At 71.9% G+C, this 26,399-nt stretch carries 17 protein-coding genes and 1 riboswitch; of the genes, 10 read left to right on the forward strand and 7 right to left on the reverse strand.

The window, feature by feature from the left end; all coding sequences use genetic code 11:
* Window positions 1-57: 57 nt before the first annotated feature.
* Window positions 58-1,137, reverse strand: a complete 1,080-nt coding sequence (locus ACWD26_RS09170; RefSeq protein WP_451267791.1) for an NlpC/P60 family protein — start codon at window positions 1,135-1,137, stop codon at window positions 58-60.
* 511 nt (window positions 1,138-1,648) lie between these two features.
* Here ACWD26_RS09170 and ACWD26_RS09175 point away from each other — a divergent pair.
* Window positions 1,649-2,002 carry a hypothetical protein gene (locus ACWD26_RS09175; RefSeq protein ID WP_451267793.1) on the forward strand — a complete coding sequence of 118 codons (354 nt, stop codon included), beginning with the start codon at window positions 1,649-1,651 and terminating at the stop codon, window positions 2,000-2,002.
* Between the two features lie 43 nt (window positions 2,003-2,045).
* On the opposite strand, the gene ACWD26_RS09180 is transcribed toward ACWD26_RS09175, so the two are convergent.
* On the reverse strand, window positions 2,046-3,254 hold the full coding sequence (locus ACWD26_RS09180) for an NlpC/P60 family protein (RefSeq protein WP_451267795.1): 1,209 nt from the start codon (window positions 3,252-3,254) through the stop codon (window positions 2,046-2,048).
* 9 nt (window positions 3,255-3,263) lie between these two features.
* A riboswitch (cyclic di-AMP (ydaO/yuaA leader) is annotated at window positions 3,264-3,439 on the reverse strand.
* 242 nt (window positions 3,440-3,681) lie between these two features.
* On the opposite strand from ACWD26_RS09180, the gene pcrA reads away from it, so the two are divergent.
* Window positions 3,682-6,192: a DNA helicase PcrA gene (pcrA, locus tag ACWD26_RS09185; protein WP_451267797.1), complete on the forward strand. Its 2,511-nt coding sequence runs from the start codon at window positions 3,682-3,684 to the stop codon at window positions 6,190-6,192.
* A gap of 90 nt (window positions 6,193-6,282) precedes the next feature.
* On the opposite strand, the gene ACWD26_RS09190 is transcribed toward pcrA, so the two are convergent.
* Both ACWD26_RS09190 and ACWD26_RS09195 read right to left on the reverse strand, forming a co-directional pair.
* A complete protein-coding gene (locus ACWD26_RS09190; RefSeq protein ID WP_451267799.1) occupies window positions 6,283-7,899 on the reverse strand; it encodes a peptidoglycan DD-metalloendopeptidase family protein in 1,617 nt (538 codons plus the stop codon).
* A gap of 412 nt (window positions 7,900-8,311) precedes the next feature.
* Entirely contained in the window at window positions 8,312-9,172 is an 861-nt protein-coding gene (locus tag ACWD26_RS09195; RefSeq protein WP_451267801.1) for a lipase family alpha/beta hydrolase, read from the reverse strand.
* Window positions 9,173-9,888: 716 nt separating this feature from the next.
* Between ACWD26_RS09195 and ACWD26_RS09200 the strand changes: the two genes are divergently transcribed.
* Window positions 9,889-10,305, forward strand: a complete 417-nt coding sequence (locus tag ACWD26_RS09200) for a cobalamin B12-binding domain-containing protein (RefSeq protein WP_451267803.1) — start codon at window positions 9,889-9,891, stop codon at window positions 10,303-10,305.
* 167 nt (window positions 10,306-10,472) lie between these two features.
* On the opposite strand, the gene ACWD26_RS09205 is transcribed toward ACWD26_RS09200, so the two are convergent.
* The gene (locus ACWD26_RS09205) at window positions 10,473-12,113 is read right to left on the reverse strand and encodes a DUF5691 domain-containing protein (RefSeq protein WP_451267805.1); all 1,641 of its coding nucleotides are present in this window, start codon (window positions 12,111-12,113) and stop codon (window positions 10,473-10,475) included.
* Window positions 12,114-12,213: 100 nt separating this feature from the next.
* Window positions 12,214-13,611: an SWIM zinc finger family protein gene (locus tag ACWD26_RS09210; protein ID WP_451267807.1), complete on the reverse strand. Its 1,398-nt coding sequence runs from the start codon at window positions 13,609-13,611 to the stop codon at window positions 12,214-12,216.
* Window positions 13,612-13,744: 133 nt separating this feature from the next.
* Between ACWD26_RS09210 and ACWD26_RS09215 the strand changes: the two genes are divergently transcribed.
* The 7 genes from ACWD26_RS09215 (at window position 13,745) to sucD (ending at window position 25,140) form a co-directional block, all read left to right on the forward strand.
* A complete protein-coding gene (locus tag ACWD26_RS09215; protein WP_451267809.1) occupies window positions 13,745-14,923 on the forward strand; it encodes an ATP-binding protein in 1,179 nt (392 codons plus the stop codon).
* A 419-nt stretch (window positions 14,924-15,342) separates the two neighbouring features.
* Complete coding sequence (locus tag ACWD26_RS09220) at window positions 15,343-17,754, forward strand: DUF5682 family protein (protein ID WP_451268027.1); 2,412 nt, start codon at window positions 15,343-15,345, stop codon at window positions 17,752-17,754.
* Window positions 17,755-17,911: 157 nt separating this feature from the next.
* Complete coding sequence (locus ACWD26_RS09225; protein WP_451267811.1) at window positions 17,912-19,090, forward strand: vWA domain-containing protein; 1,179 nt, start codon at window positions 17,912-17,914, stop codon at window positions 19,088-19,090.
* A 561-nt stretch (window positions 19,091-19,651) separates the two neighbouring features.
* Window positions 19,652-20,338, forward strand: coding sequence for a hypothetical protein (locus ACWD26_RS09230; protein ID WP_451267813.1), 687 nt, complete (start codon window positions 19,652-19,654; stop codon window positions 20,336-20,338).
* Window positions 20,339-20,603: 265 nt separating this feature from the next.
* Window positions 20,604-22,319 (forward strand): hypothetical protein, encoded by a 1,716-nt coding sequence (locus ACWD26_RS09235; protein WP_451267815.1) that lies wholly within the window; start codon window positions 20,604-20,606, stop codon window positions 22,317-22,319.
* A gap of 736 nt (window positions 22,320-23,055) precedes the next feature.
* A complete protein-coding gene (gene sucC / locus ACWD26_RS09240; protein ID WP_391001167.1) occupies window positions 23,056-24,234 on the forward strand; it encodes an ADP-forming succinate--CoA ligase subunit beta in 1,179 nt (392 codons plus the stop codon).
* 21 nt (window positions 24,235-24,255) lie between these two features.
* On the forward strand, window positions 24,256-25,140 hold the full coding sequence (gene sucD / locus ACWD26_RS09245) for a succinate--CoA ligase subunit alpha (protein ID WP_215448615.1): 885 nt from the start codon (window positions 24,256-24,258) through the stop codon (window positions 25,138-25,140).
* A gap of 188 nt (window positions 25,141-25,328) precedes the next feature.
* Here sucD and ACWD26_RS09250 read toward each other — a convergent pair whose 3' ends face one another.
* Window positions 25,329-26,273, reverse strand: coding sequence for an RNA polymerase sigma factor (locus ACWD26_RS09250; protein ID WP_451267818.1), 945 nt, complete (start codon window positions 26,271-26,273; stop codon window positions 25,329-25,331).
* Between the last annotated feature and the right edge of the window lie 126 nt (window positions 26,274-26,399).

Below are 26,399 nucleotides of genomic sequence, written 5' to 3' on the forward strand. Positions count from 1 at the left end.
GCAGCCGGCCGTAGCGGCGGTGCCGAGCCGCTTGCGCAGGCAAGCCACGCGCGTCGCTCAAGCCACCCGCGTCGCCCCCGCGAACGGCATTTCGTCGAGTGGGGCCACGCGTACCGGGGCGGATGGGTTCGGGGCGTGGATCATCTGGCCGTTGCCGATGTAAATGCCCACGTGGCTGATGCCGGAGTAGAAGAAGACGAGGTCGCCGGGGCGGAGTTCGGAGCGGGCGACGCGCTGGCCGGCGTTGATCTGGGAGTAGGTGGTGCGGGGGAGCGAGATGCCGGCGGAGCGATAGGCGGCCTGGGTGAGGCCGGAGCAGTCGAAGGCGTTGGGGCCGGTGGCGCCCCAGACATACGGGCTGCCGATCTTGGTGTAGGCGTAGGAGATGGCCGCGGCGGCGCGGTAGTTGGGGGCCTCGGCGGTGGAGGACGTGGGCGAGACCGGGCCGGTGAGGGCGCGCTGGGACGACGCGGAGGAGCGTGAGGCGTGCCCCGGGGCGCTGCCCGCGGTGTCGAGCCGTGCCCGGTCCTCGGCGGGGAGCCGGCCGAGCAGCTGTCGCGCGTTGGTCAGTTTCGAGGTGACCGTCTTCTTGTGTCGCCTGAGTTCCGTCTGCCGGGTCTTGAGCGTGCCCAGTTCGACGCGGGCGGCCCCACGCAGCCGTTCGATCTCCAGCAGTTGCTTCCGTACGCTCGACACGTCCGCCGCCTGGCGGCTGCCGACCCGCTCGATGAGGGCGGCGCCGTCCAGGTACTGGTCCGGATCGCTGGAGAGAGCGAGCTGCCAGGAGGGGTCGATGCTCCCGCTCCGGTACTGCGCCGCCGCCAGCGTGCCGAGTTCGTCCCGCGCCGAGTTGAGCCGTTCCGTCCGGCGGGCGGCCTGGTCGCGCAGCTCTTCGAGGTTCTCCTGCGCCCTGTCGGCCTTCTCCTTCGCGCCGTTGTACTTCTCGGTGGCGACCTCCGCCTCTTGATACAGCTTGTCCACTTTCGCCTTGACCTGCTCAGGCGTGAGCTGTGGATCGGCGTGCCCGGTGCCGTCGAAACCCGTCGCGGTCGCCGCGCTCGCGAGGGCGAACGTCGCGGCGGTGCGGACCGTATGGCCGCCGAGCGAGCGCTGTCTGGGCTTGCGGTGCGCTGCCACGTGGACTCCACGTCCTCTCCGTACGACCGCCGTCCGTTGTACGAACATCGGTCTGTCCGTACGGACCGCCTGGGGGAGCGGTTACGCGTCCGGCGGCGGCCCGCACAGGGGGAGCGGGACGCCGCCGGACCTTCTCGGCGGTGGTGGCCGACTGCCGCCCCTGGCCCGGGCGGCGGTGGGGAGCCGGTCACCTGCTGGAGGACGCTAAACCTGGGCGTGGTGGGCCGGTAACGCGTTGTACGGAAGTGGCGCGCATCGACCATGAGGTGACCGTATGTGACCGTGATCCCGTCCTGGTGCCGCGGGCTTCACGCTCTGCGATGACCGATGCGGCGATTTCGGACCAGACGGGAGTGCGGTGGTGCTATGGAGCGCATATATGCAAGGTTGTTCCGGTTGGAACGGATCCCGCGAAGCACCCTCCGGCACCCGGCCCGGCACTGGCGCGAACCCCGGCACAGGCGCCCGCCCCGGTCCCGACGGAGCACAGCCCCCTCAATAGGCTCCGCGCATGGACGTACTCATCCACATCCTCGTCGCCCTGCACATCATCGGCATCGCCTCCCTCCTGGGCGGCTTCCTCACCCAGATGAAGGCCATGGGCCAGGACACCGCCCGCTTCGTCCCCGCGATGCTCCACGGCGCCCTGACCATGCTCGTCACCGGCGCGCTCCTCGTCGGCCTCAACCAGGCCGACGACCAGCCCGTCAACAACATCAAGATCGGCATCAAGCTGGCCCTGCTGATCGTGATCCTGGGGCTGGTCTACGTGAAACGGGACGAGGAGACGGTGGAGAAGCCGCTGTTCGGGCTGGTGGGCGCGCTGACGACCGTGAACATCTTCATCGCGGTGCTCTGGACCTGACGGCTCACCGGGCCCGAGCCCTCGCGCCCCCTGAACCCTGCCGTCATGCCGGCCGCACCACGCTGTGGATCGACGACTCCCCGTCGTAGAAGACCGACTCCTCGCGGACGTACGCCCCCGGCTTCGGGGCGTGGATCATCATGCCGTTGCCGATGTAGAGGCCGACGTGGCCGATGTTGTCGTAGAAGAAGATCAGGTCGCCGGGCCTGGCGTTGGTGAGGGAGACGGTCGTGCCGGCGGTGACCTGGTCGTAGGTGGTGCGGGGGAGGTCGACGCCGGCGGCCTTCCAGACTGCCTGGGTGAGGCCGGAGCAGTCGTAGGAGCCGGGGCCGGTGGCGCCCCAGACGTACGGCTTGCCGATCTGCGCGCGGGCGAAGGCGAGGGCCTTGGCGGCCTTCGAGGCGTAGGTGGCGTCCTCGGCCGGGGCCGCGGTCTCGGAGCCGGTGGACGTGTCCTCCTGGACCGTCCCCGTGCCTCCCTGGGCTTCCTGCCTCCCTTGGCTCTCCTGGGTCTCCTGGGGCGTCGCCTGCGCAGGCGCCTGGGCGGCCGCCTGCTGCCGCGCGAGCTCCTCCGCCTTGCGCTCGGCCTCCTCCCGCTCGCGCTGTTCGATCGCGGCGAGCCGGGTCCGCTCCTCGGCGGTGAGGGTGGAGAGCAGTTCGCGGGCCTCGGCGAGCTTCGCCTGGACCTTGGCCTTGCGGGCCTTGAGGGTGTTCTGTGACTCGGTGAGCTGTTCGAGGCTGTCGCTCGCCTCCTGGCGCTGCTCCGTCACCTCGGCCTGCTGCGTGATGTACCCGTCGACGGCGCCCTTCTGGCGGTCCGTCAGCCGGTCCATCAGCTGGTTCTGGTCGAAGTAGGCCTGCGGGTCGTCCGCCACCAGCAGCGAGGCCTGGTCGGGGGTGGCCGCGCCCGTGCGGTACTGGGCGGCCGCGAACGAACCCAGCTCCTCCCGCGCCTCGTTGAGCTTCTCCGTGCGCTTGGCGACGTCGTCGAGGAGGGTGTCGACCTTGTTCTTCTGCTTGGTCGTCTTCTCCTTGGCCGCGTTGTAGTTCTCGGTCGCCGACCCGGCCTGGCGGTAGAGGTCGTCGACCTTCTTCTCGACCTCCTCCAGGCTCGGCTTGTCCTCGGTCGAGGGCGCGGCGGTGGCCGTCTGGGAGAGCAGCGCCACGGAGGTGAGGGCGGCGGTGGCGAGAGCGGGGGTGCGTATGCCCGCGCGCGTCCGGCCGGTCGGACGCGGCTTGCGGTGCGGCGCCATGGTTCGGCGTCTCCTTCCGTTGTCCGCCTACCGAGTTAGCTGTCGGGTTCGGGCGCAAGCTTCGGAAGGTTTGCCCTACGCCCCTCACCGCGAGCGGCGGTCGGGTCGATTCACCCCAGAGGATCGGTGGGTCCCCGGCTCCGGCTGCCGACGAAAAGGCGTACCGGACTCGGCGGAGGTCGTGCGGCCCGGCGACGTTCGCCGGTTGGGTCGTACGGCCCAGAAGAAAAAGCTAGCCAACTCGTGTGGCCCGTGTGAAGGTTGATGTTCGATATGCCCGATACGTTTTCGTGACCTTAGCCTCTTCGGCGCGACAGGCGATACGCTCGATCGCTCACCGTCGCGGGTTGGGTACGGTGGGTGGGCGGGTGCGGACTTCCCGGGGCGGCCCCGCGCTGTCAGTGGGGGCGCCTAGACTCGGAGAGCGATGAGCAGCCTCTTTGACGACAGCTTCCTGGCGGACCTCCAGGCCCCCCGCGGCCATGAGGAGGAGCCCCCGCCGCCGCCCGAGGACGATCACGGAACGGAGTCGGTTCCGGACGATCTGTTCGGCGGGAAGTTCGACGTGCCACCGGACCGGGACGCGTACTACCGCGACGGCGCCCCCCGCCCCGCCCTCGACGCGGCGGCGCTCCTCGACGGGCTGAACGAGAACCAGCGTGCGGCGGTGGTGCACGCCGGCTCCCCCCTGCTCATCGTGGCCGGCGCCGGCTCCGGCAAGACCCGTGTGCTCACCCACCGCATCGCCCATCTGCTCGGCGAGCGGCATGTCCACCCGGGGCAGATCCTCGCGATCACCTTCACCAACAAGGCCGCGGGCGAGATGAAGGAGCGCGTCGAGCAGCTCGTCGGACCGCGCGCCCACGCGATGTGGGTGATGACCTTCCACAGCGCGTGCGTACGGATCCTCCGGCGGGAGTCGAAGAAGCTCGGCTTCACGTCCTCCTTCTCGATCTACGACGCCGCCGACAGCAAGCGGCTGATGGCGCTCGTATGCCGTGATCTGGACCTCGATCCGAAGCGCTTCCCGCCCAAGTCCTTCAGCGCCAAGATCTCGAACCTGAAGAACGAGCTGATCGACGAGGAGGACTTCGCCGCCCAGGCCTCCGACGGCTTCGAGAAGACCCTCGCCCAGGCCTACGCGCTCTACCAGTCCCGCCTCCGCGAGGCGAACGCGCTCGACTTCGACGACCTGATCATGACGACGGTCAATCTGCTTCGCGCCTTCCCTGATGTCGCCGAGCACTACCGCCGCCGCTTCCGCCACGTCCTCGTCGACGAGTACCAGGACACCAACCACGCGCAGTACGCGCTGGTCAAAGAGCTGGTCGGTACCTCCGAGCACCCTGTGGACGTACCGCCCAACGAATGGGACGTGCCGCCGGCCGAGCTGTGCGTCGTGGGTGACGCCGACCAGTCGATCTACGCCTTCCGCGGCGCGACCATCCGCAACATCCTCCAGTTCGAGGAGGACTACCCGGACGCGACGACGATCCTGCTGGAGCAGAACTACCGCTCCACCCAGACCATCCTGAGCGCGGCCAACGCCGTCATCGAGCGCAACGAGTCCCGCCGCCCCAAGAACCTGTGGACCAACGCGGGCGCGGGCGCCCAGATCACCGGTTACGTCGCCGACACCGAGCACGACGAGGCCCAGTTCGTCGCCGACGAGATAGACCGACTGACGGACGCGGGCGAGGCGAAGGCCGGAGACGTCGCCGTCTTCTACCGTACGAACGCCCAGTCCCGTGTCTTCGAAGAAGTCTTCATCCGTGTCGGCCTGCCCTACAAGGTCGTCGGCGGGGTCCGCTTCTACGAGCGCAAGGAGGTCCGTGACGTCCTCGCGTATCTGCGTGTTCTCGCCAACCCGGAGGACTCGGTCCCGCTGCGCCGCATCCTGAACGTGCCGAAGCGCGGCATCGGCGACCGCGCCGAGGCCATGATCGACGCGCTCTCGCAGCGCGAGAAGATCAGCTTCCCACAGGCCCTGAAGCGCGTCGACGAGGCGTACGGCATGGCGGCCCGGTCGACCAACGCCGTCAAGCGGTTCAACACGCTGATGGAGGACCTGCGGACCGTCGTCGAATCCGGGGCCGGACCGGCGACCATCCTGGAAGCCGTTCTCGAACGCACCGGCTATCTGGCCGAGTTGCAGGCCTCCACCGACCCGCAGGACGAGACCCGCATCGAGAACCTCCAGGAACTCGCCGCCGTCGCCCTGGAGTTCGAGCAGGAGTCCGGGGCCGCGGAAGGCGAGGGCGAGGCGGCGGGTACGACATCCGCCGGGCTCTCCGACTTCCTGGAGCGGGTCGCCCTGGTCGCCGACTCCGACCAGATCCCGGACGAGGAGGAGGACGGCTCGGGCGTCATCACGCTCATGACCCTCCATACCGCCAAGGGTCTGGAGTTCCCGGTCGTCTTCCTGACCGGCATGGAGGACGGCGTCTTCCCCCACATGCGCGCGCTCGGCCAGACCAAGGAGCTGGAGGAGGAGCGTCGCCTCGCGTACGTCGGCATCACCCGCGCACGGGAACGGCTCTACCTCACCCGGTCCTCACTGCGCAGCGCCTGGGGCCAGCCCTCCTACAACCCGCCGTCCCGCTTCCTGGAGGAGATCCCGGCCACCCATCTGGAGTGGAAGCGCACGGGTGCCTCCGCGCCGGTGTCCTCCGGCCCGGCCGCCGGTATCGCCTCCTCGCTGTCGTCGTCGCGCTCCCGGTCCTCCGCCTCGGGCGCGTCCGGCTTCGCGACGCGCCGCACCGACGACAAGCCGGTGGTCTCCCTCGCTGTCGGCGACCGCGTCACCCACGACCAGTTCGGCCTCGGCACGGTCGTCGGTGTCGGGGGCACGGGCGCCAACGCGGAGGCGACGATCGACTTCGGCGACGCCAAGCCGAAGCGGCTGCTGCTGCGGTACGCGCCGGTGGAGAAGCTGTAGCGAGCTCGCCGCCGACGCGACTCGGCACCAGACTCGGCACATGACTCGGGCCCCTGCTCAGCAGGGGCCCGGTCTTCGTCTCTGTGTCCCCTACGTCGGGTCCAGCCCGTGACTGCGCAGCCACGGCAGGGGGTCGATGGCGGAGCCGCCCGCCGGGTGGACCTCGAAGTGCAGGTGCGGGCCGGTCGAGTTGCCCGAGTTGCCCGAGTACGCGATGACGTCGCCGGCCTTGACGGTCGTACCGGAAGCGACCTTGTACGTGGAGAGGTGGCAGTACCAGGTCTCGGTGCCGTCCTTGGCGGTCACGATGACCATGTTGCCGTAGGCGCTGTTCCACTGTGTCCGCACAGTGCCGTCGGTCGCGGCCATCACCGGCGTTCCGTACGAGACGGGGAAGTCGATGCCGGTGTGCAGGGACATCCAGTTGACGCCGGACTGCCCGTAGTACGCGCTGAGTCCGTGCTTGGAGACCGGGAGCGCGAACTTCGGGCGCAGCCGCTCCTTGCGCGCCGCCTCGGCCGCCGCCTTCTTCTGCTCCAGCTCCTGCTGGGCCTTGAGGTCGATGCGCTCCTGCGTCCGGCTCGCCCGGTCGGCGAAGTCGTCCGCCTCGGCGGAGAGGCTCTCCAGCTGGGTGTCGAGCTGGTTGTTGGCGGTCGACGGCTTCACGGCGGTGACATCCGACTTGGTGGACGCCGTCGTCTCCGTGTCGTCCGACGTGGCGCCGACCGAGGCCGCCGCGATCCCCGCGACACCCATGACACAGGCCGACGGAACGGCCACGGTCAGCAGGGCGGAACGTTTGGCCGGAGCCTTGCGACGCGATCGCGAGGCCGCGCGGGTGGCCGCCCGGCCGGGGCCCGCACTCCTGGTCACCGCCGCGACGACCTCCTCCTCGCCGTCGAGGAGTACGGCGCGGTCCGCGGCGTCGGTCTCGAACTCGCCGTCCGCGGGAAGGTGTTCGTCCTGGTCGTACGGGGCGATCTGCTCGAAGGTGGCCGTCGCCTGCTGGTGGAAGTCCGCGGCCTCGGCCGAGAGGTCCACCACCACGGTCTGCGGGTGCTCGTGCGCGTCGTACGACTCGGGGGTGCCCCCGCTGTGGTCGTACGACTCGGAAGCGGGGCCGCCGTGTTCGTCGCCGCCGACGGGCGAGCCGTCGCTGTTCCACTGGGTGGCGTCGAACGCGCCCGTGTCGAAGTGCTGGGTGCCGATCCACTGCTGGGTCTGGTCGGCCTGGCCCAACTGACCCGTCTCGTCGGACTGTTCGGGCCGCAGCCAGCCGCTCGCGTCCCACTGGCCGCTGGCCTCGGGGCCCGTCGACTGCGTCGGGACCTGGGCGAGGTGCTCGTAACCGGCCGACCAGGACGTGGTGTCGTAACTGCCCGTGTCGTAGGCGGCCTGGTGCTGGGCGGCGTACGGGTCGTAGTTCAGCGTCTGGTGGCTGCCCGTCGACCACTGCGTGGCGTCGTAGGAGCCGGTGGCGCTGTCGTTGCCCGGCAGGTCGCCGAAAAGGGGGTCGACCGCGAAGGTGCCGGTGGCGGCCGCGTGCGCGCCGGTGCCGGTGTCGAAACCGGTGGCGGTGTGGTCGCCGTACGTGGTGAAGTCGCCGTAACCGGCTTCCTGGTGGCCGTACGACGCGTAGTGCGCCGGGTCGGCTTCGGAAGCCGGAGCCGGGGGTGTTGCGGTCCCCGACGGGTGACGATCGTTCACCAACTTCTCTTTCGCCTCGACGACAGGGGCTGGCAGAGCAGTGCGGTGACTGTACCCGGCGGTATGCGGGCGCGACAATCTTCAACGGGTTTCGCGCCCGCAGGAAACGGGCATTCGAGCGTCTTTCGGCGGTCTACGGGTACGACTTTGGCTTTGCGTTCGAAGGTTGTTCGATAGTGGACTGCTGTGTGGGGACTGTGGGACGGCCGCGTCGGCGGGGTCGAGACGTCTCGCAGGGTGAAGACGTGTCGGAGGTGGGGCGCGTTGGGGGTGTCGGGAGGGGTGTCGCGCGTCGGGCGCGTGGTGGGGGCGCGTAGGCGTGCGTCGCGTTTACGGCATTACGTCCCTGTTTGTTCGGCTGTGGCGAGGGTCACTGCGCTCTGGCCGGTGGCAAGTCGCGCCCGAGGCGGGCTCACGCCACGGTCAGGCCGCCGGGTCGGGCGGCGGTCCGGGCCCCCGTCAGTGAGGTGTCGAGGGCCTCTCGTACTCCGACGGCGACGGCCGGGTGCACGGGCAGGGCGAGATGGCCGATGCCGGTGACCGGGATGTTCTGTGCCATCAGGTCCGGGTGGTCGACACAGGCGGTCTCCGGCGGGTCCATCACGTGGTCGAGATCGCTCCAGAACGCCACGAAGTGCGTACGGCAGCCCGGTGCGGGCTCCCGCAACTCCTCCAGTACCTCCGAACCCGGCCGCATCTGGCGGACGATCGGGTGCGCGTCCGCCAGCGGCACGGCCCGCGTGCCGCCGTGCGGGGTGCCGAGCGTGACGAGCGTACGGACGCGGTGGTCGCCGCCGAGCCGCTGCACGTAGTACCGCGCTATCAGTCCGCCGAGGCTGTGCCCGACGACGTCCACCCGCTCCTGGCCGGTGCGCTCGCAGATGTCCTCGATGTGCCGGCCGAGCAGCTCGGCGGCCGTGCGGATGTCCCAGGTGAGGGGCGAGTAGTTGAGCGACTCGATGTGCCGGCCGCCGTGCTGCGCGAGGGAGCGGCGCAGCAGGACGAAGACCGAACGGTTGTCGATGAAGCCGTGCAGCAGGAGAACCGGGGGCTTCTCCTCCGTCGGGAGCCGGGGCGCGTCGGGCGGCGGGAGCGTGGGCGTGGTCCGGCGCTCCTGTGCCATCCCGGACGGGTACAGCAGCAGATGCCCGGCGAGGATCGCCAGTTCCAGGGCGGTCGCCTTGAGGAGGGCCACGGACAGTCCTGCCAGCCGGGCGGGCAGAAGCCGCTCACAGAGCGGAAGAAGGGGCGTGACCGCCCTGGTGACCTTCATGCCCGACCTCCCGTCGGCAGCCGGGCGGACGTCTGCGTCCCCCGTATGCCCTTGTGGAGAGCCGCGGTGCTGGCGGCGGGCGGCGGGTGCGATGCGGCGCGGTGTCGCGTGGCGTGTGCGACGTGCGATCCGATGCGGTGCGTGCGCGAAACGTGAGGCGTGGATCGCGCGACGAGGGGTCCGGCCCTCCTGACTCCCCGCTGCCCTGCCGTCTGCCGTCAGCAGGTGCCGATCCGCCTCATCACCCTGGCCTCCCGCGGGTGGTGGGTCGGCGCGACGCCTCTCCGACGACTCTCCTTGCGCACGCTCCCCCGTGGCGCGTACGCCGCAGGAACGTGTGGCACCGGCTCGGAAGCCGCCCGGATACCGCGATCACCACCGTGATCACTTCAGTCCCCGCGACGCGTGAGCCGCGGAAACCGGGAGCGGTGCGCGGCGAACTTGTCCCATCGTGTGATTTCCCCCTCGCTGACCACCGCGAAACTGCCGGTTGCGGGATGCTGGAGATAACGTTCGTTCACTTCTCGGGGTGCGATGCGGGTAGGTGTTCTGTGGGCCTCATGCCGTGGACCCCATGCCGTGCAGGCGATGCCGTGCCGACGTAGCGGGTGCGGCGCGGGTGCGGCGGGTGGTGATATCTGCGGTGTGCGTGGTTCGCGCGACATATGGGGCCGTGTTCTGTTACGGGTTGGTGTAGTCGTTTCATGGAGGCAGTGATGGGTGTGGCAGCCGGTCCGATCCGCGTGGTGGTGGCCAAGCCGGGACTCGACGGCCACGATCGCGGGGCCAAGGTGATCGCGCGGGCGCTGCGCGACGCCGGTATGGAGGTCATTTACACCGGCCTCCACCAGACCCCCGAGCAGATCGTCGACACGGCGATCCAGGAGGACGCCGACGCGATCGGTCTCTCCATCCTCTCCGGGGCCCACAACACGCTCTTCGCCGCCGTCATCGACCTCCTCAAGGAACGCGACGCCGAGGACATCCTCGTCTTCGGCGGCGGCATCATCCCCGAGGCGGACATCCCGCCGCTGAAGGAGAAGGGTGTCGCCGAGATCTTCACGCCGGGGGCGACGACGGCGTCGATCGTGGACTGGGTCCGCGCGAACGTACGACAGCCGGCGGGGGCGTAAGCCACCGGGTTGGCCGGGTCCCACGCCCTGTGGGCCGGCCAAAACCAGCTTTGCGGGAACCGAAGCCGTCGGACCCGCGCCCCTGAAGGGCCGCAGGCCCCTTCAGGGGCGCGGGGAACTGCGCGATCAGCCACGCACGACCCGCACTCGCCCGACAACACACCGGATCACGACGACGGCGCCAGCTCCGCCCCCATGACCGCCCGCAACCGCAATGTCGTCGCAAGCCGCTGAAACGCCTCCGCCCAATACCCCCCGGCCCCGGGCGCCGAATTCTCCGCGTCCTCCGGCGTAGCCGTGAGCGGCTCCAAGCGCACCACCTCCGCCGGATCCAGACACCGCTCGGCCAGCCCCATCACCCCACTGAAGCTCCACGGATAACTCCCCGCGTCGCGCGCGATGTTCAGCGCGTCCACCACAGCCCGCCCCAGCGGCGGAGCCCACGGCACCGCACAGACCCCCAGCAGCTGAAACGCCTCCGACAACCCGTGCGTGGCGATGAACCCCGCCACCCACTCGGCCCGCTCCCCACCCTCCAACGTCGCCAGCAACTTCGCCCGCTCGGCCAGCGACACGGCCCCCGGCCCCCCGGCCTCCGGTACGGACGGCGCCCCCAGCAACGCCCGCGCCCAGCCGGCATCCCGCTGCCGCACCGCCGCCCGACACCACGCCCCGTGCAGCTCGCCCTGCCATTCGTCGGCGACCGGCAGCGCCACGATCTCCTCCGGCGTACGCCCCCCGAACCGCCGCGACCACGCCCCGAGCGGCGCCGCCTCCACCAACTGGCCCAGCCACCAGGACCGTTCGCCCCGCCCGGCCGGCGCCTTGGGCAGCACGCCGTCCCGCTCCATGCCGGGGTCGCACTCGTGCGGCGCCTCGACCACGATCGCGGGCGTGCCGCTGGTGGACGTGCCGGTCGTGTGGTCGACGGCCACACACGCGGTCGCCCGGCCCGCCATCCGCCCCGCGAGCGCCGAGCCGGGCAGCGCGGACAGCAACTCGGCCGCCGTGGCCCGCACATTACGGCTGCGATCGGCCAACGCGGCCTCCAGGAACGGCTCGTCAGCCGCCTCCAGCCCCGTGCGCAGCGTGTCGAGGAACATGAGCCTGTCCTCGGCCCGCTCGGTCGCCCACGTGGACGCCAGCAACTCGCGTGCCGACGCGGCATCCCGGCCCCGTATCGCCGTGAGCAGCGCGACACGCTCCGCGAACAGGCCCTCCTGCCACAGCCGTCCGACCCGCTCCGGCTCGTCCGGGCCGGGCAGTGCGGCGCCGCCGCCCGGCGCGGCACGCAGCGCGAAACGCCAGTCCGGGTTCAGCCGCGCCAGCCACAGCGCCCGCACGCCCGCGAAGGTCAGGACGGCGGGGCGCAGATCCGTACGGCCCCGGGCCGTGTCCAGCAGGGCGGGCAGGGCCTCCGGGGGTGCCGCGTAACCGTATGCGTTGGCCGACGTCAGCCACTGGGGGAGCAGTTCCATCAGATCGGGAGCGCTGCCCCGTCGGCCGCCGCCCGTGCCGGGGCGGTCGGCCAGCAGCGTCGCCAGTCTCCGTGCGGCGGCGGGCGGCAGCGGCGGGCGCCGATCCGTTGCCGCCGGCTCCGTCCGCGCCGCCGCCCGCACCGGCCGTATCCCCGCCCTGCGCCGCACGGTCTCCACGGCCGCCGCGTCCAGCAGCGCCACGGGCGCCTCCCGGCCCGACGCCGGTCCCGGCGGCGTACGACGATCCGTGCCGAGCAACGCCGTGGTGACGAGCTCCTCCCAGGAGAGCCCCGCCGTTGTGGATGAGGCGGTGGCTGACGTGCTGGTCATGAGGGGTCCTTCCGTGCGGGGACGGCCGGTTGGAGATGAACGGGTTCGGGGGTGTGGGTGTGGGTGGCCCCGCCGGTTGGGCCGACGGCTCGGTCTCCCCTCAGCACAGCGCCACCGCCCGCCCGGCCGCCCTCTGTGGTTGCTCGGTCTCCTTCGTCGCTGTCCCTGTCGGCTCCGGCCACGCCGTCAGGGGGGTGAAGCCACGGTGGCCGCACTCGCCGAAGACGGTGACGGGTGTGCCGCCGGAGAGGGCGACGAGGCGCCACAGGCCGGGGCGGGAGCGGGCGGACGGGCTGACGGGGAGGGCCAGGTCGCTGTCGGCGTCGGCCAGTTGCCAGGAGTCTCCGTCCGGGGTGGGGATGACGCGGGTGAGGGTGACCGGGTAGGAGTCGAGCCAGGGGTCCTCCCGGAGGGCCGCGCCGTAACGGGCCGCCGCTTCGGCCGGTGTTACTCCCGGCGGTCGTAGGGCGGTCGGCTCGGGCGCCGTGAATCGCTCGCCCAGGGCCGCTCGTAGTTGACCCGCGCCGGGGTACGCCGACACCTCCGCCTCGAAGGCCAGCCCGACCGGGAGCGACAGCTCGGGGGCGCGACCGGCGGCTCCGTAGGAGAGGAGCAGCGCCGTACGGCCCGAGTCGGTGCCGTGGAGCCAGATGCGGCGGGTCGTGAGGCGGGAGTCGGACGTGTCGTACTGGGCGAGGGCGAGCCAGCGGTCGCGGACCGGTGGGCCGCCCGGCGAGCCGGGCAGGCCGACCCGGGAGCGGACCGTGGCCGCGAGGCCGTCCGGCAGGTGCTCACGGCGCAGCCAGCCCTGGTCGAGGAGATGGAGGAGGGCGCACTCCTCCAGGAGACGGACCGGCCAGCCGGGTCCCGAACCCGGTATCGCACCCAACTCCCGGACCCGGGCGGCCAGTCCGGGGGCCTGGGCGTCGACCATGCGGGCCGCCGTCTCCTCCCAGAGCCCGTATCCCGCCTGCTCCGCGGCGGCGAGGCCGCCGCGGAGCAGGTCGGTCAGGCGCTGTTCCAACTCCGCCGCGCCCGCGGTGATCCGGTCGGCGCGCCGCTCGGCTCGGCGACGCGCCGCCTCGGTGTCAGCGGACGTGGCCCCAGATGCCGCGCCCGTCCTCGTCGTCGTCTCCGCCGCCCGCCTGCGGCGGCCGGCAAGCCACTGCTCCGCCCAGTCCGGCGCCTGCCCAGGCGGCACCGCGGCGTCGTCCCCCGCCCACAGCAACAGCAGCCCCAGGGCGTGCTTGCAGGGAAACTTCCTGCTCGGACAACTGCACTTGTAGGCGGGCCCGGTGGATCCCGCGACGTCGACAACTGTTTGATACGGCTTGCTGCCACTGCCTTTGCATAGTCCCCACACCGTCCCCTCGTCCGAGCTGCCCGCCTGCGACCACGGTCCGGCCACGGCGAGTTTGCTTCCGGCTTTGCGCGACGTGGCGTCAGGTGCCAATGCCAGCACCTGCTCAGCCGTCCAGCGCACCCCCTGCTGAGTCATGCTTCGAAGGTAGATCCCACCACTGACAATTGGCTTGCGCGATCCAATTTCCGCAGGTCAGACTGGATTGTCAGTGGCGTGGTGCAGTGTGGTCAGCAGATCCGAACCGGCCGAGCTGGAGGGGGACTCAGCCATGTCTGCGTCCGTTGAAACGACCACTGTCGACCCGAGCCACAACCAGTCCGCGCCCGCGAACACGCACACGCCTGCGCCTACGGGCGGCGGGACGGGCGGTGAGGTTCTGCGTGCCCACGCCGAGGACGCCTTCGCCGGTGAGCTCGCCGCGCTGGTCGCCCAGGACGACCGGCCCCGGCCGGCCCGCTGGAAGCTCTCGCCGTGGGCCGTCGCCACGTATCTGCTCGGCGGGACGCTTCCCGACGGGACGGTGATCACCCCGAAGTACGTCGGTCCGCGCCGCATCGTCGAGGTCGCCGTCACCACGCTCGCCACCGACCGCGCCCTGCTCCTGCTCGGCGTGCCCGGCACCGCCAAGACCTGGGTGTCCGAGCATCTGGCGGCGGCCGTCAGCGGCGACTCCACGCTCCTCGTGCAGGGCACGGCGGGCACACCGGAGGAGGCGATCCGCTACGGCTGGAACTACGCGCAGCTGCTCGCCCACGGCCCCAGCCGCGACGCGCTCGTGCCCAGCCCCGTCATGCGGGCCATGGCCGAGGGCATGACGGCGCGCGTCGAGGAGCTGACCCGGATCCCGGCCGACGTCCAGGACACACTGATCACGATCCTGTCGGAGAAGACGCTGCCGATACCGGAGTTGGGGCAGGAGGTGCAGGCCGTCCGCGGCTTCAACCTCATCGCCACGGCCAACGACCGCGACCGCGGGGTCAACGACCTGTCGAGCGCGCTGCGGCGCCGTTTCAACACGGTCGTGCTGCCGCTGCCGGAGAGCGCCGACGCCGAGGTCGACATCGTCTCGCGCCGCGTCGACCAGATCGGCCGCTCCCTCGACCTGCCGGCCGCACCCGACGGCATCGACGAGATCCGCCGCGTCGTCACCGTCTTCCGCGAGCTGCGCGACGGCGTCACGACGGACGGCCGTACGAAGCTGAAGTCGCCCAGCGGCACCCTGTCGACCGCCGAGGCGATCTCCGTCGTCACCAACGGGCTGGCTCTCGCGGCTCACTTCGGCGACGGCGTCCTGCGCCCGTCCGACGTCGCCGCAGGCATCCTCGGCGCCGTCGTCCGGGACCCGGCCGCCGACCGCGTCGTCTGGCAGGAGTACCTGGAGACGGTCGTCCGCGAACGCGACGACTGGACCGACTTCTACCGCGCCTGCCGCGAGGTGAGCGCGTGACGGGAGGAGAGGAGGGGGCGGCGGAGAGCGGTCGCGGCCTTCGGGCCGAGGGGACGGGCCAGGAGGCCGGGGTGGACGTACGCGGCACGGTGAAGCCGCACGCTGAGGTGGAGCCGAGTGACGGGGCGGAGACGCGTGGCGTGGTCGGGGTGCGCGCGGAGGTGGAGCTGCGTGCCGATGTGGAGGCACCTGGCGGGGTGAAGGGGCGCGGCGGGCGGGGGATGCGCGCCGAGGTGACAGCGCGCGGCGGGGCGGCGTCGCACGCTGAGGCCGAGACCCGCGACGCGGTGAAGGGGCGCGGCGAGCCTGAGGTGCACGTGGAGGTGGGAGCGCGAGGTGGGACGGGGGCGTACGCCGGAGTGGATGCGCGCGGCGACGTGGAGGTGCCTGGTGGGGTGCGCGCCGTCGGGGACGGGGCGTTGTTGCTCGGGGTGCGGCATCACGGGCCGGGGTCGGCCCGGGCGGTGCGGGCGGCGTTGGATGCGGCTCGGCCCCGGGTGGTGTTGATCGAGGGGCCGCCGGAGGCGGACGCGCTCATCCCGCTCGCCGCCGACGAGGACATGCGGCCCCCGGTCGCCCTCCTCGCCCACGCGGTCGACGAGCCCGGCCGTTCCTCCTTCTGGCCCCTCGCCGAGTTCTCCCCGGAGTGGGTCGCGATCCGCTGGGCCCTGGGTCACGGAGTCCCGGCCCGCTTCATCGACCTGCCGGCCACACACACGCTGGCCTGGGGGAGGGAGGAGGCCACCACCGCCGAGCCGGAGGGGCGTACGGGCGAGGAATCCGGCGAGGCCTCAGGCGAGGACACGGGCGAAGAGGGGGCAGCGGCGGAGGACGAGGTCCGGGGCGATCCGTTGGCCGCGCTCGCTGAAGCCGCCGGGTACGACGATGCCGAGCGGTGGTGGGAGGACGTCGTCGAGCATCGGGGGGCCGGTGGGGACGTCTTCGCGCCGTTCGCCGCGTTGGAGGAGGCGATGGGGGCGCTCCGGGAGGTGTACGGGACCGGGGGGCGCGATCGGGACCCGGTGCGCGAGGCGTACATGCGGTTGCAGGTGCGGGCCGCGCAGAAGGAGTTCGGGGACGACGACGTGGCCGTCGTGTGCGGCGCCTGGCACGTGCCCGCGCTGCGGGAGAAGCGGACCGTGGTCGCCGACCGGGCGCTGTTGAAGGGGCTGCCCAAGGTCAAGACGGACATGACCTGGGTGCCGTGGACGAACCGGCGGCTGGCCCGGGCCGGCGGCTACGGGGCGGGGATCGACTCACCGGGCTGGTACGGGCACCTGTTCGACGCACCCGACCGTCCCGTTGAGCGGTGGCTCACCAAGGTGGCGGGGCTGCTGCGCGAGGAGGACCGGATCGTCTCCTCCGCGCACGTCATCGAGGCGGTACGGCTGGCCGAGACGCTCGCCGCGATGCGCGGGCGCCCGCTGCCCGGCCTGACCGAGACCACCGACGCCGTACGGGCGGTGATGTGCGACGGTTCGGACGTACCGCTGTCGTTGGTGCACGACCGACTGGTGGTCGGCGACGTCCTGGGCGAGGTGCCGGAGTCGGCGCCGGCGGTGCCGTTGCAGCGGGACCTGGCCCGGCTCCAGCGGCGGCTGCGGCTCAAGCCGGAGGCGGCGGAGCGGGAGTTGGAGCTCGACCTGCGGAAGGAGACCGACGCGGAGCGCAGCCGTCTGCTGCACCGGCTCCGGCTGCTCGGTGTCGAGTGGGGCGAGCCGACGACCTCGCGCGGCAGCACGGGCACGTTCCGGGAGACCTGGCGGCTGCGCTGGGAGCCGGAGCTGTCGGTGCAGGTCGCCGAGGCCGGGGTGTGGGGGACCACCGTGCTGTCCGCGACGACCGCGAAGGCCGAGGCCGACGCGGTCACGGCCCGGTCGCTCGCCGACATCACCGGACTCGCCGAGCGCTGCCTCCTCGCCGAACTCCCCGCCGCCCTGCCCGTGGTGATGCGGATCCTCGCCGACCGCGCAGCCCTCGACGCCGACGTGGGCCACCTCGCCCAGGCGCTCCCGGCCCTGGTCCGCTCCCTGCGCTACGGCGACGTCCGCGCCACCGACACCCGCGCGCTGGCCGAGGTCGCCGCCGGACTCGCCGAGCGCGTCTTCGTCGGGCTTCCACCGGCGTGCGCCTCGCTCGACGCCGAGGCGGCACAGGAGATGCGCCGGCATGTGGACGCGGTGCACGGCGCGGTGGGGCTGCTGCGGGACGCCGTCTCGGGGCCACGAGCGGAGCACGACGGAGACGGTGACGGCGACGGAGACGGTGACATACGGGGCCGTTGGCATTCGGTGCTCCGCGTCCTCGGCGGACGGGACACCGTTCCGGGTGTCATTCGGGGGCGGGCCGTGCGACTCCTGCTGGATGACGGGGAGTTGGCGCAGGACGAGGCGGCGCGGCTCATGGGGCTCGTGCTCTCGCCGGGGACGGCGCCGGCCGACGCGGCGGCGTGGATCGAGGGGTTCGTCGGTGGAGGCTCCGGTGGCGGGATGCTCCTGGTGCACGACGAGCGGCTCCTCGGCCTGGTGGACGCCTGGCTGACCGGGGTGCCGGGGGACGCGTTCACGGACGTACTGCCGCTGCTGCGGCGGACGTTCTCGGCGTACGAGGCGGGGGTGCGCCGAACACTCGGCGAGCTGGTGCGGCGCGGGCCGGGCCGGCGGCAGCGGGGGAGCACGGCGGCCGGCGGAGGCGGCATACCGGGCTTCGCGGCCGAACTCGACGGCGGACGCGCGGACGCGGTGCTGCCGGTGGTGCGGCTGCTGCTCGGCCTGGACGGTGACGGGCGGCCGGCCGTCGACGACAACGACCTTGTGGGGGTGGCGGGATGACGACAGACGGACTGCGATCGCGTGAGCCGAGGCGGGCCGGCGGAACGATCGACGCCGGGGACGGTCCGGTGAGTGGACGCCTGGCGCGGCCGGGCGACCGCCCGACGACCGTGACGGTGATGCCCCTCTGGGCCCGGCCTCGTGCGGGGGTGCGCGGATGACGACGGGGGCGGAGCTGGACGCGGGCGTGGACGCGGCCGGCGAGCGGTTGCGGCGCTGGCGGCTCGTGCTCGGAGGGGACGCGGCGGACGGCACCGGGTGTGCGCTGGGCGGGCGGGACGCGGCGATGGACCAGGCGTTGACCGCGCTGTACGGGAAGGGGGACAAGGCGCAGGCGGGGCGGGACCGTTCGGCGGGGCTCGGGGCGTCGGCGCCGTCCGTGGCGCGCTGGCTCGGGGACATCCGGACGTACTTCCCCTCCTCCGTCGTCCAGGTCATGCAGCGGGACGCCATCGACCGGCTCGGACTGTCCGCGCTGCTGCTGGAGCCGGAGATGCTGGAGGCGGTGGAGGCGGACGTTCACCTCGTCGGCACCCTGCTCTCGCTCAACAAGGCGATGCCGGAGACGACGAAGGAGACCGCGCGGGCCGTCGTACGGAAGGTCGTCGAGGACCTGGAGAAGCGGCTGGCCACGCGTACCCGGGCCACGCTCACCGGGGCCCTCGACCGCAGCGCCCGCGTCAACCGGCCGCGCCACCACGACATCGACTGGAACCGCACGATCGCGGCCAACCTCAAGAACTACCTGCCGGAGTACCGGACGGTCGTCCCCGAGCGGCTCATCGGGTACGGGCGGGCCTCGCAGTCGGTGAAGAAGGAAGTCGTGCTCTGCATCGACCAGTCGGGGTCGATGGCGGCGTCCGTCGTCTACGCGTCCGTGTTCGGGGCGGTGCTGGCGTCCATGCGGTCCATCAGCACCCGTCTCGTCGTCTTCGACACGGCGGTCGTCGACCTCACCGACCAGCTCGACGACCCGGTCGACGTCCTCTTCGGCACCCAGCTCGGCGGGGGCACGGACATCAACAGGGCGCTCGCGTACTGCCAGTCGCAGATCACACGGCCCGCCGAGACCGTGGTCGTGCTCATCAGCGACCTCTACGAGGGCGGCATACGCGACGAGATGCTGAAGCGGGTGGCGGCGATGAAGGCATCGGGGGTGCAGTTCGTGACGCTGCTCGCGCTCTCCGACGAGGGGGCGCCGGCGTACGACCGCGAGCACGCGGCGGCCCTGTCGGCCCTCGGCGCACCGGCGTTCGCGTGCACGCCCGACCTCTTCCCGGAGGTGATGGCGGCGGCGATCGAGAAGCGGCCGTTGCCGATACCGGACAGTGCGTGAGGGCCTGACGGTCCGTGCGACGCGTGCGGCGGGGCATGTGGCGGTGGCGTCGGTCGGGGCGGGAGCGGGGAACCGGGCAAGGGGGGTTGAAAAGCGGACATGACTGCACATCGGTGACCCGGGGCTTGCGCGACGACGGGAGTCCCGTGCGAGGATCGGCAACGCCTCACAGGCTTCACGCGAGTGTTCGCATTTCGCGCATCTGTCGTACCTTCCCCTCTTCCGCTCTTCCGTATCTTCGCCCCGTACTCCGTCGTTCCGCCGCACGGGAGGGTCCTCCCCGTCTTGACTTCAGCAGCCGCACTTCCCGGTGCCGGTGCCGTTCTGCGCGTGGTGCGCGGGGCCGCCGGGCGTCGCATGGTGCGGGTGGCGCTGTTGGTGGGTGGGCTGTTCCTGCTCGCGGTTCTCTGCGGGGAGCGGGCGAACGCGGCGGAGGGGGCGCCGACTTCGGGGCCCTCTGTCTCGTCCCCGGCCGACTCGGTTCCTGTCGTTTCGTCCCTGGCCGACGAGGTTCCTCCCCCGGCGATCGACCCCGCGACTGATCGGGCGGCTGATCGGGCGATGGGGTCGGTCGGGGAGCAGGTCGTGCGGCCCGTCATCGATGTCGTGCGGCCGGTCACCGACCCGGCGTCGCGGCCGGTGACCGAGCATGTCGTGGTGCCGGTCGGTGATCTCGTGGAGTCGGTGACCGAGGGACTGGCGGAGGCGCCGACGCAGTTCCCGCCGGTGAGCGGGATGCCGTCGTTGCCCGGGGAGCCGGGACTTCCGCACGTGCCGGAACTGCCGGGGCCGCCCGAGTGGTCCACGTTGCCGGTGGGGATTCCGCCCATCGATGCGGCGCCTCAGGAGCCGGGTCGGGCGGAGGCCGAGACACCGGGCTCGACCGTGGACGGTGACGGCGAGAACGGGGGTGAGCGGGCCGCCGGTCCGCGCTCCGGAGGGTACGGGCCGCACGCCGCGTACGGCGTCGTCGTCGCCGTATCGGATCCGCAGGCTCCGCATCGGGATGCCGCTGCCGGGGACTCGCCGGCCGTGCGCGTGCCCGCGCAGCAGAGCCCCGATGGGCTTCCGACGAGCACCCTCGGCCGCCACTCCGCGGTCGACAACAGCGGGCCGCGGCATGCCGAACCGCATGCCGTCGCCTCTCTCGACCGGGCGCCGCTGAGCCTCGTGCCCGGCGCCACCGCGGCCGATGTCGCGGACGGGACCCGGGACCGGCACCGGGACATCCCCGAGTTCCCCGGCTAGCGCAGACCTACTTCCCCCGCCAGACCTGTCGAGCGGGGGCGGAACAGGTCTGCCCCCAGTCCGGGCGTCCCTCCCTCTTTCCGGAGGCCCGGACGACAGTCCCTCGGAGCCGGAACCGCGATCCCGTCGAAACGGCGGTGCGGTAGCGCCGGGTGCACAGCCGCTGGTCCTCAACCCCCGGACCGTCAACGGAAGCGGCGTCACCGGTCGTGGTTCCTCCACCCGGCTCCCCACGACTCGGATTCCCGAAGGAACTGACGCAAGCATGAACAAGAACATCCGCCGCTCCATCGTGATAGCCGCCGGTGTCACCGGCGCGTGGGCGCTCGGCTCCACCGCCGCCAGCGCGGACGAACTGCCCGCTTCGGCGGTCACCGTGCCCGACGTGAGCGTCGACACGGGCGAGACGGCCGACACGGTCACCGACACCGCCGACACGCTCAGGGACACCGTGGGCACGGCCACCGGCACGGTCGACGAGGCCGTCTCCGACACGACCGGCACCGTCTCCGGCGTCTCCGGCACCTCCGCGACCGACGCCGTCACCGGTGCCACCTCGACCGTGACGGACCTTGCCACGAAGACGAAGTCCCAGGTCAGGTCGACGGTCACCGGCGTCGTCGCCGACGCCACCGGCGAGACCTCCGCCCGGGGGAAGCAAACCGCCGCCACGTCCACCGGGACCGTCGACCAGGCCCGCCGCTACGTGGATGCCGAGGTCCCGCAGGTCACGGGCACCGCCCAGGCCGATGCCGAGGCAGCGGTCGCCGACCTCGGCGCCCCGGGGGACGAGATCGACTACCTCTTCGGTCCGCTCGCCGCCTTCGCCCCGGAGTTGGAGGAGGCGCTCGCCGGCGCCCGGACACGGGTCCAGGGCACGAAGCCCGCCGCCCAGGGCCTGGCGCGGCAGAAGACGCAGACCGTGACCACGGGCGCGGCCCGCACCGCCGACGCCGGCCGCACCACCGCCCGGCAGACCACCACCGGCGCGAACGCCCGCCTCACCGGCACGACCACCGAGGCCCGGTCCGGGCTCGCCGACGTCACCACGGCCGCTCAGGACACCGTCTCCGCAGTCCCGGCCCACATCACCGGCACGGCCAAGGGCATCCCGACCACCGTCACCACCATCGCCACCACCACGGTCACCCCGATCGTCGACGAGACCGCCGCCGCAGCCTTGCCCCCGGTCGTCGGCCCCGCCGTCGACGGCGTCACGCCGGTCGTGGACCACGCCACGGACAACGCCACCGCGCTCACCGGCACGACCACCACCCGCACCACCACCGTGGCGCGAGGTGCGGTTGCCGAGACCGCCGCCCTCACCGGTCAGGTGTCAGCAGACGCCCGGACCCTCGCGTACGGCGTCATCGAGGACGCGACCGTCCTCGCCCGCCAGGCGGTCGCGGACGTGCCGCCCTACGCGACCGGCCTCGTCGGCCACCTCGTCGACGACACGGTCGACTCCGTGTTGCCGCCCGTCGCGCACACCGCCGTGGACGGTGCGGTGCCCGTTGCCGGACAGGCCGTCCAGGACGCGGGCGGGGTGGCGTACGGCGTGACGGGGGACGTGCGGCCGTTCGCGCAGGGGGTTGTCGGTGAGGTTCGGCCGTTGGTCACGGGGATGGTCGAGGACCAGGCCGGGCCTTTCGCGGAGCGGCTCGTCGGGGAGGACGTGCGGCCGTTCGCGGACGGGACGGTCGGGGCGGTACGGCCGGTCGTGGACGCGGTCGTCCACTACGCGCAGCCGGTCGCCGACGGTGCGGGCGGGCTGGCGTACGGCGTGGCCGGGGACGTGGCGCCCTTCGCGTACGGCGTCGTCGGCGAGTCCGCACCCGTGGCGGAGCGGGTCGGCCCGTTCGCGCGGGACCTGACCGGCACGGTCGGCGGGACCGCCGGGCCGCTGGTCGGCAACGCGGTCACCGGTACCGAGGGCATCGCCGAGTCGGTCACGCCGGTCTACGTCCAGCGGTACGTCTGACCTGGTACGGCGCCCCGGCCCGACCGACCCTCTGGGGCCCACCTGGCCCGGAGGGTCGGTCACGGCGAACCGACCGCCCGGGGCTTCCGGCCCCGTGGGAGGGTCACGGCGAACCACGCCCTCGGTGCCACCCGGCCCCGCAGGGCGGTCACCGCGAACCCGTTCCCGGGGCCCCGGCCCCGCAGGGCAGTCACAGCGAACCCGATCCCCGCGGCCTCGGCCACGTAAGGGCCGGTCACAGTCAACCGACCCCGCAGCAACCAACTCGCAGCAACCAACCCCCCCAGCAACCGACCCCCCTCGGCTGAAACCCGGACGGCCGAAAGCCGTCGGTTCCGTCCGGGTGGACTCCGGGGGGTCGTGACGGGTGGTCTCCATTGGGGAGGAGATCACCCGTCGGGGGCCCTTCAGCGTGATCGAAGGGCCTCGGAGGAGCCCCCTCCGGAGCCACGAGGGGCCCTTGCCGGGGCCTCACCGGACGTACCCCCGGCCGGTGAGGCTCCGCACTCGCGGCACGCGGTGCCAGTGAGCCCGGCATCATGTGACAGGTATCACCGCTCAGGTGTGACCCGCGATTTAGGGGGCTCCCGGAAGCAGCGATAACCTGCGAGACGGACATGCCGCGCGCTCGGACACCGTGTGCGCCTCCCTTGTGACTCTCGGCGGACGTCACGTTGCCCTTCGCGGCACGCCCACGCATCCAACGAACCGCGATCACTGATAGGGACGGAAGCGCGTGGACCTGTTCGAGTACCAGGCGAGGGACCTCTTCGCCAAGCACGGTGTACCGGTGCTGGCCGGTGAAGTCATCGACACGCCTGAGGCGGCGCGCGAGATCACCGAGCGGCTGGGCGGCAAGTCTGTCGTCAAGGCCCAGGTGAAGGTCGGTGGTCGAGGCAAGGCCGGCGGTGTCAAGCTCGCCGCCACCCCGGACGAGGCTGTCGCCCGTTCGACGGACATTCTCGGGATGGACATCAAGGGCCACACGGTCCACAAGGTGATGATCGCCGAGACCGCTCCGGAGATCGTCGAGGAGTACTACGTCTCCTACCTCCTCGACCGCACCAACCGCACCTTCCTCTCCATCGCGTCCGTCGAGGGCGGCATGGAGATCGAGGAGGTGGCGGCCACCCGCCCCGAGGCCGTCGCCAAGACGCCCATCGACGCCAACGAGGGTGTGACCCCCGAGGTCGCCCGCGGCATCGTCGAGGCCGCGAACTTCCCGGCCGAGGTCGCCGACAAGGTCGCCGACATCCTCGTCACCCTGTGGAAGACCTTCATCGAGGAGGACGCCCTCCTCGTCGAGGTCAACCCGCTGGCGAAGGTCGCCTCCGGCGACGTCATCGCCCTCGACGGCAAGGTCTCCCTGGACGAGAACGCGGACTTCCGCCACCCCGACCACGAGGAACTGGTCGACCACGCGGCCGCGAACCCCCTCGAGGCCGCCGCCAAGGAGAAGAACCTCAACTACGTCAAGCTCGACGGTGAGGTCGGCATCATCGGCAACGGCGCGGGTCTCGTCATGAGCACCCTGGACGTCGTCGCGTACGCCGGTGAGGCGCACGGCGGCGTGAAGCCGGCCAACTTCCTCGACATCGGCGGTGGCGCCTCCGCCGCCGTCATGGCGAACGGCCTGGAGATCATCCTCGGCGACCCGGACGTCAAGTCCGTCTTCGTCAACGTCTTCGGTGGCATCACCGCCTGTGACGAGGTCGCCAACGGCATCGTGCAGGCGCTGCAGCTGCTCAAGGACAAGGGCGAGGAAGTCACCAAGCCTCTCGTCGTCCGCCTGGACGGCAACAACGCCGAGCTGGGTCGCAAGATCCTCTCCGACGCCAACCACCCGCTGGTGCAGCGCGTGGACACCATGGACGGCGCGGCCGACAAGGCCGCCGAGCTCGCGGCTGCGAAGTAAGGGAAGAGGGACAGAACAGCCATGGCTATCTTCCTGAACAAGGACAGCAAGGTCATCGTCCAGGGCATGACCGGTGCCACGGGCATGAAGCACACCAAGCTCATGCTGGCCGACGGCACGAACATCGTCGGTGGCGTGAACCCCCGCAAGGCGGGCACCTCCGTCGACGTCGACGGCACCGAAATCCCGGTCTTCGGCACCGTCGCCGAGGCGATCGAGAAGACGGGCGCGAACGTGTCCGTCCTCTTCGTACCGCCGGCCTTCGCCAAGGCCGCCGTCGTCGAGGCCATCGACGCCGAGATCCCGCTCGCGGTCGTCATCACCGAGGGCATCGCGGTCCACGACTCCGCCGCGTTCTACGCGTACGCGGTGTCGCAGGGCAACAAGACCCGTATCATCGGCCCGAACTGCCCGGGTCTGATCACCCCCGGTCAGTCGAACGCCGGCATCATCCCCGGTGACATCACCAAGCCGGGCCGCATCGGTCTGGTCTCGAAGTCCGGCACGCTGACGTACCAGATGATGTACGAGCTGCGTGACATCGGCTTCTCCTCCGCCGTCGGCATCGGTGGTGACCCGGTCATCGGCACCACGCACATCGACGCGCTCGCCGCGTTCGAGGCCGACCCCGACACCGACCTCATCGTGATGATCGGTGAGATCGGTGGCGACGCCGAGGAGCGGGCCGCCGACTTCATCAAGGCGAACGTGAAGAAGCCGGTCGTCGGTTACGTCGCGGGCTTCACCGCGCCCGAGGGCAAGACCATGGGCCACGCCGGCGCCATCGTCTCCGGCTCCTCCGGCACCGCCGCCGCCAAGAAGGAGGCCCTCGAGGCCGCCGGCGTCAAGGTCGGCAAGACGCCGACCGAGACGGCGAAGCTGGCGCGCGAGATCCTCGGCGGCTGACGTCGTCCGATGGGGCCGGGCATAGGCCCGGCTGAGCCTTCCGTGGGCCCGCACCCCTTGATCGGGGTGCGGGCCCACTGGTGTGACCGGGGTGCGGGCCCACTGGCGTGACCGGGGGTGCGGACCCACTGGCGTGACCGGGGGTGCGGCCCGCTGGCGTTCGCGAAGACGACGGCTCGCGTGGCGTTTCAGTGGGCCTCCGGGTGGAGCCGTTCCGGGCCTGTGGCCGCCTCCGAGCGGAGTTTCTTCCGGAGTTTCTGCTGGCGTTCCGAGAGGGAGCCCGGGGCCGACTCCGGGGGGAGGCCCTGAACGGGGGTGCCTTCGGGGGTGGGGGGTTCGTAGTGGTCGGGGGCGGTGCGGAGGGTCAGGGAGGTGGTGGTGAGCAGAAGGATGGTGAAGGTGACGGCGGCCTGGGTCCAGCGGTTGGCGCGGAGGTCGGCTCGGGTGCGCAGGCCGAGGGGCTTGGTGGAGCCGGGGCGGACGTCGGCGGGTAGCTCGGCCAGGAGGCGGTGGAGGTCGTCGGGCGGGACCGGCTCCGGGAGACGTGCGGTGACGGTCGCGCGGGCGTAGAGCAGTCGGCCCGCCGCGGCGGGCGTGCTCGCCTCCGTCTCGGCGGCCGTGTCGGGCAGATCGAGCCCGACACCGTCGTAGAGGAGCAGCGTGCGGCGGTACGGGGGCGGTAGTTCGAGGAGTGCGTTCAGCAGGGCGCGGCCGGTGGGGTCGGTCGGGGGCGGCTCCCGGCGGTCTCGGGGGAGGCGGGGGCGCAGACGATGCCAGGGGGAGAGGGCGTACTCGTGGGCCGCCGCCCGCACCCAGCCCGCCGGGTCGCGGTCTACGGCCACCTCCGGCCAGTGCTGCCAGGCGAGCTCGAACGCCCGCTCCACCGCCTCGCGGGCGAGCCGACGCCGCCCGGTGAGCAGGTAGGTCTGCCGTACGAGGGTGGGGGCGCAGTGGGCGTAGAGCGCGTCGAAGGCCTGGTCGGGCGTCAGGGGCGGGGCCAGGTCGGGATCGTCGACGTCGTCCGCGGCGAGGGGACGCTGGTACCACTCGGCCCCGCCCGGGACGGACGGCTCCCCACAGGCCCCGGCCTCAGCTCCGGCTCCGGCTCCGGCCTCGGCTCCGGCCCCGGTCACCGGGGCTCCTTCCGCCATACCCACCCTCTCCGGGTCGACCCTCGTAGGAAAAAGCACATAAGCACATATTGGGCGACACGTGCGCGAATCCATTGTTACGCCGGTAAAGCGCGTGTCGTTGGGAGC

This window comes from Streptomyces sp. NPDC002787 (assembly GCF_053592095.1).

Excerpts from the sequence above, each read along its gene's own strand:
- ACWD26_RS09175 (WP_451267793.1), top strand. The coding sequence starts at position 1,649 with ATGGACGTACTCATCCACATCCTCGTCGCCCTGCACATCATCGGCATC.
- ACWD26_RS09180 (WP_451267795.1), bottom strand. The coding sequence starts at position 3,254 with ATGGCGCCGCACCGCAAGCCGCGTCCGACCGGCCGGACGCGCGCGGGC.
- pcrA (WP_451267797.1), top strand. The coding sequence starts at position 3,682 with ATGAGCAGCCTCTTTGACGACAGCTTCCTGGCGGACCTCCAGGCCCCC.
- ACWD26_RS09195 (WP_451267801.1), bottom strand. The coding sequence starts at position 9,172 with ATGAAGGTCACCAGGGCGGTCACGCCCCTTCTTCCGCTCTGTGAGCGG.
- ACWD26_RS09200 (WP_451267803.1), top strand. The coding sequence starts at position 9,889 with ATGGGTGTGGCAGCCGGTCCGATCCGCGTGGTGGTGGCCAAGCCGGGA.
- ACWD26_RS09205 (WP_451267805.1), bottom strand. The coding sequence starts at position 12,113 with ATGACCAGCACGTCAGCCACCGCCTCATCCACAACGGCGGGGCTCTCC.
- ACWD26_RS09210 (WP_451267807.1), bottom strand. The coding sequence starts at position 13,611 with ATGACTCAGCAGGGGGTGCGCTGGACGGCTGAGCAGGTGCTGGCATTG.
- ACWD26_RS09215 (WP_451267809.1), top strand. The coding sequence starts at position 13,745 with ATGTCTGCGTCCGTTGAAACGACCACTGTCGACCCGAGCCACAACCAG.
- ACWD26_RS09225 (WP_451267811.1), top strand. The coding sequence starts at position 17,912 with ATGACGACGGGGGCGGAGCTGGACGCGGGCGTGGACGCGGCCGGCGAG.
- ACWD26_RS09230 (WP_451267813.1), top strand. The coding sequence starts at position 19,652 with ATGGGGTCGGTCGGGGAGCAGGTCGTGCGGCCCGTCATCGATGTCGTG.
- ACWD26_RS09235 (WP_451267815.1), top strand. The coding sequence starts at position 20,604 with ATGAACAAGAACATCCGCCGCTCCATCGTGATAGCCGCCGGTGTCACC.
- sucD (WP_215448615.1), top strand. The coding sequence starts at position 24,256 with ATGGCTATCTTCCTGAACAAGGACAGCAAGGTCATCGTCCAGGGCATG.